The sequence below is a fragment of the Kordia algicida OT-1 genome, from assembly GCF_000154725.1.
Lineage (GTDB): Bacteria > Bacteroidota > Bacteroidia > Flavobacteriales > Flavobacteriaceae > Kordia > Kordia algicida.
This window is the reverse complement of record NZ_DS544873.1, coordinates 2,540,484-2,555,155: the sequence shown is the minus strand read 5'-3', so window position 1 is coordinate 2,555,155 and position 14,672 is coordinate 2,540,484. Positions and strand designations below refer to the sequence as shown.

Sequence of the window (14,672 nt, the reverse complement as noted above, 5' to 3'; positions counted from 1 at the left end):
TTTGGTTCAAGGAAAGTGAATCTGGAGAAATTGCAGTTCATATAGAATACAACACAGATATTTACAGTGAAGAACGTATTCAGAACTTAGGACTTCATCTAAACACACTCTTAGAAAGTGTGCTGACCCATAAAATAACTTCGTTAGACAAACTCCCATTAATCGCAAGTACGGAACGAGAAATCTTATTGAACAACTATCAAGGAGAAGTAGTTTCACAGGCAATAGAGACAACGCTAGTTTCCTTGTTTGAGTCGCAAGCAGCAACTAGCGCACAGGCAATTGCACTTATATACGAAGACAACGAGCTTAGCTATGAAGAATTGGATGCACGCTCCAATCAATTGGCACACTACTTACAGGCAAAACATAATATTAGAAAGGGAAGTGTTGTAGCGATCATGCAAGATCGTAGTGAATACTTGCTTATCAGTATACTAGGAATTTTAAAAGCTGGCGCGGCGTACTTACCGATAGATAAGAACTATCCAGAAGATCGTGTTGCTTATATGCTTTCCGATGGAAATGCTTCCTTAATCATTAGTGATTCAACAGAGACAGCACAAACAGTAGCGCAGATCAGCATCAAAGAATTGCAGGAAGAATTAAGGAGTTATTCAACAAACAAACTAGATGTTTCAATAGATGGAGAAGATACAGCTTATATAATTTACACATCAGGATCTACAGGAAGACCAAAAGGAGTACAAATAAAGCATGGTTCAGTGGTGAATCTACTAAAATCAGTAGTAAATATTCTTGATGTTTCTAGTAACGATAACTTATTAGCAATTACTACATTTACATTTGATATTTCTGTTCTAGAATTCTTCACAACATTAAGTGTCGGTGGTACAGTAACAATTGCTTCAAGTGCTACAGTGACCAATCCGCGTTTGCTTGCAGAAATAATCGACGAAAGCGAAGTTACCATAGTACAGGCTACACCAAGTGTTTGGAATTTACTTTTAGAAGCGAACTGGACAGCAAAAACAGACTTAAAGAAAATATCTGGAGGAGAATATTTGCCAACTATATTAGGAGCACGTTTATTAAAAATGTCTGGTGAATTATACAATATGTTTGGACCAACAGAAACTACAATTTGGTCAACTTGTCAGCACATTCAAGAAACTACAGACTTACATTCTATAGGGAAACCATTATACAATACCACACTTTATATATTTGATAAATTTGGAGAATTATTGCCGCATGGAGTGGCAGGAAAGCTATTTATTGGTGGCGCAGGAATTGCCAAAGGATACACAGATAATGAGTTAACTGCTCAAAAATTCATTGCAAATCCTTTTAATAATGACGAAATTATCTATGATACAGGCGATTTATGTTATTGGGATTTTAATGGGAGATTGATATACCTTGGTAGAGGCGACAGTCAGGTAAAACTTAGAGGATACCGTATTGAATTAGGCGAAATAGAATCGTTATTACAAGCAGATTCGACCGTAAATCAGGCTGTTGTTGTAGTAAAAGGAGATGATCTTTTAGCATATGTTACAGGAAAAGAAACGATTAAAGTAGATGTTTTAAAAGCATTACTTCGTAGCAAATTACCAGCATATATGGTGCCAGCGCATATTATGCAAATAGAAGAGTTTCCATTAACACACAATGGCAAAATTAGTCGAAAACAATTGGCGAAAAGAGCTGTTGAAGTCAAAGAAAGGACACTCACGCTTCCAGAAACTATTACTGAAAAAGTACTGGCGAAATTATGGCAGTCTATTCTGGATGTAAAAGACATTAGCATTACAGATGATTTCTTTGAAATTGGTGGACATTCGTTAAAAGCTATTCAGTTGATACTTAATATTTACAAAGAATTAAATGTACAAGTACAACTCAAAGATATTTTTGAATATCCAAAGCTTATTGACTTGGCAGCATACATTGCGCAACTTAATGTACAAGATTATAAAACAATCGATAGAGTTGAAATTAGTGATACATATCAATTATCGCACGCACAAAAACGATTATGGATTTTAGAGCAATTTGAAAGTCTAGGTTCTACGGCGTACAACATTCAAATGAGTTATTGGCTCAATGGAAATGTAAACATTGAACACGTAACAGAAGCTTTTACACAACTTATCAAACGTCACGAAATTCTAAGAACCAATTTCAAAGAAATTGACGGAGTTCCATATCAATTTGTACATGAGGTAGCTACAATAGATTTTAATGTTGATTATCATGATTTTTCAAATGAAGAAAACTCTGAAACAGCAGCAATAAGCTTATCGGAAAAAGTAGCATTCACACCTTTCAACTTGTCTAGCGATCAATTGATTCGCGTTCATATGAGTAAAGTGAAAAATGGAAGATACTTATTCATGCTTTGCATGCACCATATTATCACTGATGAATGGTCAATAAAAAATATAATCAAAGAGTTTTTAAGTATATACAATTCATTACAAGGACAAACAGTAGCAAACTTAGCACCACTTTCAATTCAGTACAAAGACTATGCAGCTTGGCAATTGCAAGAGTTGGCTGGTGGACATTTGAATGAACATAAAAATTATTGGTTGCAAAAATTTGAAGGAGATATTCCTGTGGTCGATTTACCAATGGATAAAGCAAGACCTTCCATCAAAACATTTGACAGTACACAGTATAAATACACTTTTGATTCACAGCTAGTTGCAAAATTTAAAAACATAATATCTGCAGAGAAAACAACACTATTTGCAGGACTCTTGGCGCTTACCAAAGTATTGGTTTACAAATACACAGGTGAAAAAGACATCATTTTAGGAACACCAGCCGTAGGTAGAGATCATGCAGAATTAGAAGATCAAATTGGTTTTTATATCAATGCATTGCCATTGCGAACTGAATTAGACACTGAAGATACATTTGCAGCATCTTTGCGAAAAGTTCAGCAAGTTGTTGTTGAAGCATTCGATCATCAAATTTATCCGTTTGATTTATTGGTTAAAGATTTAGGCTTAGATAGAGATTTAAGTAGATCACCTTTATTTGACATTGTTGTTGGAATTCAAAACAAGCAAAATATAGAGAAGTTACCAGAAATGCATGGTGTGACTATTGAAAATCAGTTGCTAATTAATGATAAAAGTAAAGTTGACTTACGTCTAATTTTCGGGGAAAGTGAAAACGAAATCAATTTAAATATTGAATACAATACAGATCTCTTTGAAGCAGAAAGAATACAACGATTCTGTTTGCATTTAGAAGAATTAATGAAAGCTGTAGTAGAAGTGCCAACTCAAAGCATAAACGAACTCAACTATATTACAGCAAAAGAGCGTCAACAAGTATTATATGACTTTAATCAAAAAACTTTTGAATATGATGAATCACTCAGTTTGGTTCAGTTGTTCGAAAATCAAGTTGAAAAAAGTCCGAACGCTACTGCACTTGAAACTCCATCTAATTCTTGGACGTACAAGGAACTTAACACAATTGTAAACACAACCGCAAAATCATTGCAAGAGGATTTTAAGGTTACCAAAGGAATGCACGTTGGTGTCATGGTTGACAGAAATGAATGGTTAATCATAGGAATGCTTTCAATAATGAAAGCTGGCGCAGTTTACATTCCAATAGATGCTTCTAGTCCTAAAGAACGAATAAATTACATTGTATCTGATGCTAATATCTCACTTCTAATTACTGAAAGTAGTATCATAAATCGTTCGTCAAGTTTTGCATTAAATGCTTTTAGTATTGATGAAATTTATGATGTGTTCGTTGAGCAAGAAGAAAATCTAATACCAAACTATATAGCAGAAGATGCAGCGTATGTAATTTATACATCTGGTTCATCAGGGAAACCGAAAGGTGTGTTGGTGTCTCACAAAAACTGTGTCAACATGGTTAAAAATGAGCATATCATATTTGAGCCTACAACAAAAGATAAAGTGTTGCAATTTGCTTCACCTTCTTTTGATGCTTCTATTGCAGAAATATTTATGGCCATCACATCTGGCGCCAGCTTAGTATTGGCAGGAAATAAAATTCTTAAAGATGTCATTGCGCTTACAAATTATTTAAAAGAAAAAAACGTATCAATCGTTATTCTTCCGCCAGCATACTTAGCAGCAATGTCTGTAAAAGAACTTTCTTTCTTACGATTGATTATTACTGCTGGAGATGTTGCAAACAAGCAATTAGCTATCGATTATAGCGAGCAACTAACCTACATGAACTGTTATGGTCCTACAGAATCTGCTGTTTGGGCGACAATGCATGAAGTTGCTGCTTCAGACAATAAATACCAACGATTGCCAATAGGAAAACCTATAGGAAACCTTCAAATTTATATTTTAAACGAATCCCTTCAACCACAGCCTATTGGAGTGCCTGGTGAAATATACATTGCAGGTGTTGGTGTTACAAAAGGATATCTTAACAAAACAGAATTAACAAAAAGAAGCTTTATAAAAAATCCTTTTGGTGAAGGAACTATGTATAAAACTGGCGATTTAGCTTCGTGGTATTCTGATGGAAACATTGACTTCTTAGGGCGTATAGACACGCAAGTAAAAATAAGAGGTTACCGAATAGAACTTGGAGAAATAGAAAGTATATTAAATAATCATCCTGAAATTACTAACGCTGCCGCTATCGCACTTGGCGAAGGACACAATAAAACCTTAGCTGCTTACTACGAAGGAGCAGAAAAAATTGCTCTTTTAGACTTAGAAGAATACTTAAAAAACTTTTTGCCTGAATACATGGTGCCATCACACATCATATATTTGCCAGAATTACCTAAAAACAGCAGTGGGAAAATTGACAAAAAAGCATTGCCAAAGCACATTGAAATTGAAGCAAAAGAACTTGTAGTTCCAAATGATGAACTAGAAGCAGGATTGCTAGAAGTATGGCAAAATGTTTTAGGAATTCAAGAAATTTCAGATAAAGATAATTTCTTCTCTATTGGAGGACATTCATTACGGGCAATTCAATTAATATCTCAGTTATTCAAAAAATTAGAAATTAAGTTAGAGCTGGAAGATATCTTTATGCATCCAGTTTTTGAGGAACAAGTAAACTTACTGAAGGTTTCTAATAAAACTAGCTATCAAACAATTGAAAAAGTTGAAGCACAATCACTTTACAAACTTTCCTATGCTCAACGTAGGTTGTGGTTATTAGAACAATTTGAAGACGAAGTTGAAGCAGTACACAATATACCAGTAACATATTGGCTTGAAGGTGATGTAAATATCAAATTATTAAATGATGCATTTTTACATGTAATTGAAAGGCATGAAAGTTTACGTACATTATTCATACAAAAAGAAGGAGAAGCATATCAAAAAATACTAACATCCAGCGAATACTCATTTAGTATTACTCAAGAAGATGTAAGTAACACTTCAAACCCTAAAGAATATGCCCAAAATAAAGCATTAGAATTATCTTTAATTCCTTTCGATTTAGAAACCGCTCCTTTAATAAAAGCACATATCATTAAAGTTGCTGGGAATGAATATTTATTTTACTTATGTGTACACCATATTATCTTTGACGAAAGATCAGTACATGTTTTCATAAAGGAAATCATAGAAAGTTACAAAGCATTTTTACAAAATAAATCACCTGAATTACCAATACTGCCAATACAATACAAAGATTATGCAGCTTGGCAAGAAAAAGAACTGCAAAGTGAACGTTTAGCAGTACACAGAGCATATTGGTTAGGGCAGTTTGAAGAAGAAGTACAAGTATTAGACTTGCCAGCAGATTATCCAAGACCACCAGTACAGACCTTCCATGGAGATCAAGTACACTTGAGCTTAAGTGATGCAACAAGCAAAGCATTTAGAGCTTGCTTAGAAGCAAAAGAAATTACGCTTTATATGGGATTGGTAACACTTGTAAAATCATTATTACATCGTTACACAGGTCAAAACGACATCATCATAGGTTCGCCATCAGCAGGGAGAGAACATCCAGATTTAAGAAACCAAATAGGATTTTTTATCAATACATTAGTATTAAGAACTAAAATTAATGAAGACGAAACATTTAATTCACTCTCAGTAAAAGTAAAAGAAAATGTTTTAAATGCATTTACACATCAAGTATATCCTTTTGATCTATTAGTAAATGAATTACAACTTGAACGTGACATGAGTCGTTCGCCATTATTTGACGTGGTTGTTGTATTAGAAAATCTATTAGACAAAAATGAAATACCAGCATTAGAAGGTTTGTCAATCACAGACAATCAATTAGATGTTCCAATAAGTAAAATAGACCTGCGTTTTTACTTTATCGAAAACGAATCAAACATTTCGTTAACACTAGAATACAACACTGATATATACAGCAAACATCGTATGGAGAACTTATTAGGGCATTTAACAGCGCTAATAAATTCGATAATCGAAAAACCATCGGCAACAATACGTGAGCTCAATTACCTAGCACCACAAGAAAAACATTGGTTGCTTTCAGAACTCAATCAAAAAGAACTTACTTACGATCAAAATGAAACATTAGTTGATATATTTGAGCATCAAGCTGCAGCAACACCTGAAAATATTGCGGTAGAATTTGGAAATAAAACGCTTACATATAAAGAACTTAATACACGTGCTAACAAATTAGCGCATCACTTACGAAATGAATACAATGTTGGGCAAGGAGAAACGGTAGCGTTAATGCTAGAAAGAAACGAATGGCTTATTGTTAGTTTCTTAGCAATACTAAAAGCTGGTGGTGTGTACTTGCCAATAGATTCAAGCAATTCTACAGAGCGCAACAATTTTATGCTTTCTGATTCAAAAGCTAAAATACTTATCACAGAATCATTAAACATGTTTAGTATTGGTGATTTTACAGGAAATATCTTTGCGATCGACATTGAATTTGACATGCTTACAACCTCAGATGAAAATCCTTCAAAAGTTAATCTAGCATCCGACTTGGCGTATATTTATTATACATCAGGATCTACAGGAAAACCAAAAGGAGTTATGTTGCAACATTGCAATGGAGTACATGTTATTCATAATCAGCGAAAAGAATTTAAAGTAACACAAGACGATTGTATTATTCAGTTTTCTTCAATGGCTTTTGATGGTTCTGTATTTGAATACTTTGTTGCTTTGGCAAACGGAGGTCGTTTATTAGTTGCAAAAGATAACGTCATAAAAGATCCTGTACAGTTAATTAAGTACATGAAGGAAAAAGCTGTAACATTTGCAGTATTACCAGCCGCTTACTTTTCTGCTGTTTCCGTAGCAGAACTTGAGTTTTTACGAATTGCAATTTCTGTTGGAGATGTTGTAAACAAAAATCAAGCAATAAAAAGTAGTGCTTACACAAATACTTACAATGGTTATGGTCCAACAGAATGTTCTATTTGGTCTACAACTTATAATGTTTCTGAAAAAGATACAAAACGAGTCCGATTGCCTATTGGAAAAGCGATAGGAAACGTTCAAATTTACATCGTTGACGAACATTTAAATTTAGTAGGAGAAGGAATTCCTGGAGAAATTTGTATTGCTGGTGGCGGGATAGCCAAGGGATACTTGAACATGAGAGAACTCTCCAATGAAAAATTTGTAAAAAATCCGTTTGGGGAAGGAAAATTGTACCGATCTGGAGACAAAGGAATCCGCTTGCCAGATGGAAACATTGATTTTCTAGGACGTATTGACAATCAAGTAAAAATTAGAGGATATCGTATAGAACTTAACGAGATTGATAAAGTAGTCAAATCGTATCCAACCGTAATTGAAACTTTAGTAACAACATATACAACTGAAGATGATACTGCTTTAGTAGCCTATTATACAGCTACTGAAAAAATAAACGCAGTAGACCTTCAAGTATACTTACGAAAAACATTACCAGATTATATGATTCCGCCATACATCATTCAATTAGATGATTTTGTGCTGAACTCAAGTGGTAAAATCGATAAAAAGAAACTTCCAGAACCAGAAATAAAATTAGACACAACCTATGTAGCACCAAGAAACGTTACTGAAGAAAGTTTGGTAACAATTTGGAGCGAAATACTTAACAAAGAACGTATTGGTGTGGAAGATAATTTCTTTGAATCTGGAGGACATTCGCTAAAGGCAATTCAATTAATAACAAAAATTTACAAAACTCATCAAGTTCAACTCAATATTGGAGACATTTTCAACAGTCCAACATTGGCGGAACAAGCGTTATTAATTACGAATTCAGATACAAGTAGTTATATTTCTATTCCGAAAGTTGAAACACAAGAAAACTATCCACTGTCAGCAACGCAACAGCGAACTTGGCTTCAAGTAGAACAAGCAAAAGATACAATAACGCATAATGTTTTTACAAGCTATCATCTTGTCGGATTGTTCAATAAAGAAGCTTTCGAATTTGCTTTTCAACAACTCGTAACACGCCATGAAAGCTTGCGTACAGTATTTGAGTTGATCGATGGAGAACCAAGACAACGAATCATAGATGCTTCAGTTATTGATTTTACAATCAAGTACTTAGATGTTTCGGGTGAAAATGAAGCAACAAAACAAAACTACAAATCTGAACTATCGCGTAAAGCATTCAGCCTAAACACAGCACCATTATTCAATATTGAAATCTTAAAACATCAAGAAAATACACACGAATTATTATTTGCAATGCATCACATTATTTCAGATGAATGGTCAATGCAAGTAATGGTAAGAGACTTAGTATTACTATACAATGCTGCAGTAAAAGGAACGATGCATCCTTTAGATCCATTACCAATTCAATACAAGGACTTTACAGCTTGGCAACTTGCAGAACTAAGCGGAGAAAAACTTACAGCGCACAAAACATATTGGAATACACAATTTCAAGGAGACATTCCAACCTTAGAACTTGCTTCCGATAGAAGACGACCTGAAATTATGAATCATGCAGGTGCGCAATACTATTTTAAACTTGATAAAGAATTAAGTTTACAACTTAAAGCATTAGTAAAAGAAGAAGGTGCAACTTTATTTATGGGCGTACTATCTTTAGTAAAAACTTTACTATATCAATATACAGGACAACAAGACATAGTTATTGGAACGCCAGTTGCAGGAAGACAACATCCTGATTTAGAAGATCAAATAGGATTATACCTTAATACGCTTGCATTGCGATCACGATTCTCTGGTGATGAAGGTTTTGCGGCATTACTAAACGAAGTCAAAAAAGTTAGTCTAGATGGTTTCAATCATCAAGTATATCCGTTAGATATGCTCATTGAAGACTTAGGGATCTATCAGCCAAAAAATAGAAGTGCATTATTTGACGTTGTAGTCATATTACAAAACGTGCAACTAAACCTTTTGGAAGGAGTAGAAATGGAAGATTTAGAAGTGTCTGCGGAAGGAGAAGACTTAGAAATCAGTAAGGGTGACTTACGATTCCAATTCATGGATCAAGGCGAAACTATTGACGGAACTATAGAATACAGTACAGAGTTATATGATGAAGATCGAATTTCTCGTATGGTTATGCATATGGAAAATTTACTTGCCATCATTGTAGAAACGCCAAATGTACCACTGAAAGAAATGCAATACTTGGATGACGTTGAAGCTGAAAAAAACCAATGGTTTGAAAAAGTAATACAAAAAGAAGCTCCAAAATACATTCACAAAACTGTAGAAGCAATTGTGGCTGCCAATCCAACAAAAAAAGCAGTTCAGCTTGAAGGAAAAGCATACACATACAAAGAAATCAATGAGTTTAGTAATCAAATTGGTCACTTATTACTTGAACTAAACACACAACCAAAAAGCGCAATTGGTGTATTGTTACCTAGCGGCAAAGAGCTTGTAGGAAGTTTACTAGCATGTTTCAAAACTGGAGCAACATATATTCCTATAGCTTCTGAATTTTCGAAAAGTAGACTTGAACAAGTATTCTCAGAAACAGACATGACGACATTGATTGTAACTGAAAAAGCGTACGAAATTCTAAAAGCTACAATCGATGTTTCAGACACGAAACTTGAAAACATTGTATTATTTTCTGAAGGTGGAACACTAAAAGAATATTCGCTAAGTAATTACAGCAAAGAAAATCTTTCAATCGAATACGCTGTAGACAACAGTAGTTACATTTTCTACAGTTCAGGAACCACAGGAAAATCCAAAGCAATTGTCGGAAATCAAGAAAGTATTGCACAGTATGTAAATTGGCACAGAAATACGTTCAACTTTACCACAGAAACACGTGTGAGTCAAATAGCTTCTGTCACGTTTGATGCAAGTTTAAAAGACATTCTTACGAGTCTGACTTCAGGAAGTTGTTTATGTATTCCAAGTGAAAAGACCAAGCAAAACATGGTATTACTTGGAAGCTGGCTAGCAGAAGAAAAAGTAACAGTTTTACAAACAGTTCCATCACTTTTTAGATTGCTAACCAACAATTTAAAAGAACAAAACATTGCACTAACTGACATAGAAGAAGTTGTTTTGGCAGGAGAAAAATTATATGGTCGTGATATAGCCTTATGGCGATCCATTGAAGGACACTCCGCAAGAATGAGCAACCTGTACGGACTTACGGAAACCACAGTTTTAAAAAGTTGTTACCACATTCCAGAAACGGACTTAGAATCAGGAACAGTGTTGCCAGTAGGAAAAGCCATAGACAATAGCATGATTGCGGTTATCAACGATAGCGGATTGAGCTTGTGGGGAGAAATCGGAGAAGTCTACATCAAAAGTCCATACACAACTAAAGGCTATTTAGATGCTGAACTGACCAAAAATCTATTCGTTCAAAACCCATTAGTAACTGACAGAGAAGACCTAGTTTGCAAAACAGGCGACATTGGACGTTACGATGCGGAAGGAAATCTAGAAATTCTAGGAAGAATAGACGATCAAATCAAACTTCATGGAGTTCGAGTAGAGTTAGACGGTATTCGCAGTGCGCTACTCAATCTAGAAAACATTGGTCAAGTAGAACTGATTGTTCATAATGACAACACGGTAGATTCCTTACTTTGCTATTACAGCGGAACGGAATACGACAAAAGTGAATTACGTGAGACTTTAGGAAAAACGTTAGACAGAAACAGCATTCCGGATTACTTCATGTATCTAGAAGAATTTCCATTAACGCTCAACGGAAAAGTAGACAAGCGCGCTTTACCAAAGCCATCAGAATTACTCAAAGGAAGCAACTACGAAGCGCCAAAAGGAGCGGTAGAAGAATCATTAAGCGCAATTTGGGCAGCATTACTAAGTATTCCACAAACAAGTATTGGTAGAAACGATTCGTTCTTTGATTTGGGAGGTTCTTCATTAAAAGCAATTCAATTAATCTCCCGCGTTTACAAACAACACGAAGTACAACTAAGCATTGGAGAAATCTTCAATCATGCAACACTCAAAGCACAATCAGCATTAATAGCAGAGGCAACAGCAGAAAGTTACAGCGCCATAGAAAAAGTAGCGGAACAGGACGATTACGCACTTTCCCATGCACAACGTAGATTGTGGGTTCAGGAAACGCAACAGCAAAAAGGAGAAAATACCTATAATATTTTCATGCGCTACCATATGGAAGGTGCATTGCAAACAGAACTACTTCAAAAAGCACTAATGCATGTTATTGAGCGTCACGAAAGTTTACGTACAATATTCATCTTAAAAGATGGAGAACCAAGGCAAAAAATTCAATCAATGGAAGAACAATCTTTTGTATTGGAAATTGCCGATCTTCAAGCCGTAAAAGAGAGCAAAGAAGTCATTGATGCAGAAGTACAAAAATTAGCATTTTATCCTTTCGATCTTCAAAATGGACCGTTAATGAAAGTAAAACTACTCAAATTAGCGCCAGAAAAGCACATGCTATTATTCGCTACGCATCACATCATTTCTGACGAATGGTCATTGCAAATATTTGTAAAAGAAATCTTAACGATTTACAATGCATTTTTGGCTTACGAAACACCAAACTTAACGCCGCTAGCAATACAATACAAAGACTACGTAGCTTGGAAAGAACAAGAATTGGCCAATATAGGAACAGAAAGTCATCATGAATTTTGGATGAAAAAATTTGAAGGGGAAATTCCTGTGTTATTAATTCCTACTGACTTTCCTCGTCCAGCATTGCAAACTTTCAATGGTTCAGAATTAAATTTTGAATTTTCAGAAGAAACGGCAACAGCATTCAAAAAGCTATTGCAAGAGCAAAATGCAACGCTCTTTATGGGATTATTGTCTATAGTAAAAACGATTCTTTATCACTACTCAGGACAAGAAGATATCATTATAGGAACACCAATAGCAGGTAGAGAACATCCAGATTTGGAAGGACAAATAGGGTATTACCTAAATACTTTGGCATTGCGAAGTAAATTTGATCCAGCAACAAAATATGTCGATTTCCTTTCAGAAATAAAGCAAACGGCATTAGAGGCTTTTGAGCATCAAGAATATCCGTTTGATATGCTTATTGAAAACTTAAAGTTGAAAAAAGACCTTAGCAGATCACCTTTATTTGATGTAGTGATGATTTTACAAAACGTAGACATTCACCGAGAATCAGATTTGGAAATGAACGGAGTTACCGTTGAACCTATAAAAGAACCAATGGAGATTAGCAAAAGTGATCTAAGATTTCAATTTGCTGATTTAGGTCATACCATTGGAGGAACTCTAGAATATAATACTGATTTATTTAAAAAAGAACGTATAGTACAACTTATTGAGCACATGAAAACTTTAATTGCGCTTGTAAGTACAGATGCTACACAATCCATCATAGATTTTGATTTTTTAACTGATACAGAACGTCAACAAGAACAATTAGCTTCCGATTTGTTTGGTTCTGACATCAGTAAAGATTTCTAACCAATTCAAATTTATAATTAACCAAGATTTAAAAACACGAACTAATGAATAGAAATATTATTGGCATATCTGCTTTTTACCACGATTCTGCTTGTTGCATTATTCAAAATGGAAAATTAGTAGCTGCAGTACAAGAAGAACGATTTTCAAGAAAGAAAAATGATCCAGACTTACCTGTAAATGCATTTATGTATTGCTTAAATGAAGCAGGAATAAGTATTGCGGATATAGATTGTATTGCTTACTACGAAGACCCTGTAAAAAAATCAGAACGTCAGTTGTGGAGTGGAAGTCAGCAAATTTCGGCAGATTCTATCTACGAAATGGATCCTAAACACGTAACACAACAAATTCGTAAAGAATTGGGATACGACGGACCTATTAAAATTTACGAACACCATCAATCGCATGCAGCAAGTAGCTTTTACTTTTCAGGATTTGACTCTGCGGCAATTTTAACTGTAGATGGTGTTGGAGAATGGGCTACAACAACCTATGGAACTGGAAAAAACAACAAGGTAGACATCTTTGAAGAAGTTTCATTTCCTGACTCATTAGGATTATTATACAGTACAATAACAAGCTATTTAGGTTTTAAAGTAAATAGTGGAGAATACAAAGTAATGGGATTGGCTCCGTACGGAAAAGACATATATCTTGAGCAAATGCGCGAGTTACTTCACCTAGAAGAAAACGGACAATACAGTCTAAACTTAAAATATTTTGATTTTTTACGTGGTAAACGGATGTATTCAGACGAATTGCCAAAACTATTTGGAGTTCCTGTAAGAGAAAAAGACTCAGAAATGTTGCAAGTGCACATGGATATTGCAAAAAGTTTACAACGTTTCTTAGAAGAAACTATGATAAAAATTGCAAACTACTTGCATGCAAAAACAGGAGAAGACAATTTATGTATGGCAGGTGGAGTTGCACTAAACTGTGTAGCAAATGGTAAAATATTACAAAACTCTCCATTCAAAAAAATGTACGTTCAGCCAGCAGCTAATGATTCAGGTTGTGCATTAGGAGCAGCCGCATTAGCATATGCAGAACTATACCCTGAAGACAAAATTGAACCTATGCACAATGTGTACTTAGGACCAAAAGCAACAGAAAAAGAAATTGAAAACCTGTTAAACGCTACTTCATTAGAATATGATGATTGTAGAACTGAAGGAAACGCTCTTGAAAAAGTAGCAAAAAAGCTCGCCGAAGGAAAAGTAATTGGTTGGTACAATGGCCGTATGGAGTTTGGACCAAGATCATTAGGTGCACGCTCTATCTTAGCAGATCCACGTGTGCTAGACATGAGAGATCGTATCAATGCTATGGTAAAGAAAAGAGAAGGATTCAGACCGTTTGCGCCAGCGGTATTGGAAGAAAAAATGTATGAACATTTTGATATCGATCATCCATCTCCGTTTATGTTAGAAACATGTCAGGTAAAATCGCCAATAGACATGCCAGCAATTACACACGTTGATAACTCTGCGCGAATTCAATCGGTAAACGATCACAATCCAAGATTTCAAAAATTACTTCGTGAGTTTGATAAATTAACAAATTGTCCAATTCTACTGAACACTTCATTCAATATTAAAGACGAACCAATTGTCTGCACACCAGAAGATGCTTTGGTATGTTTCATCACAACAGATATTGATTGTCTAGTCTTAGAAGATTTCATTATTGACAAAGAAGGAAATGAAATTACCATGCTAGAAATGATAAACAACAACTTCACTGAAAGAGGACGTTTTGAGTTAAATCCTAATGTATACACGTTTATTTAATCCTAAAAAAAGAAAA

At 34.8% G+C, this 14,672-nt stretch carries 2 protein-coding genes; both read left to right on the top strand.

Features of this window, described 5'->3' with window-relative positions; genetic code table 11:
* Positions 1–119 precede the first annotated feature (119 nt).
* Positions 120–12,860, top strand: coding sequence for a non-ribosomal peptide synthetase (locus KAOT1_RS10800; RefSeq protein ID WP_157560102.1), 12,741 nt, complete (start codon positions 120–122; stop codon positions 12,858–12,860).
* Between the two features lie 44 nt (positions 12,861–12,904).
* Complete coding sequence (locus KAOT1_RS10795; protein ID WP_007094839.1) at positions 12,905–14,656, top strand: carbamoyltransferase family protein; 1,752 nt, start codon at positions 12,905–12,907, stop codon at positions 14,654–14,656.
* Positions 14,657–14,672: the final 16 nt, after the last annotated feature.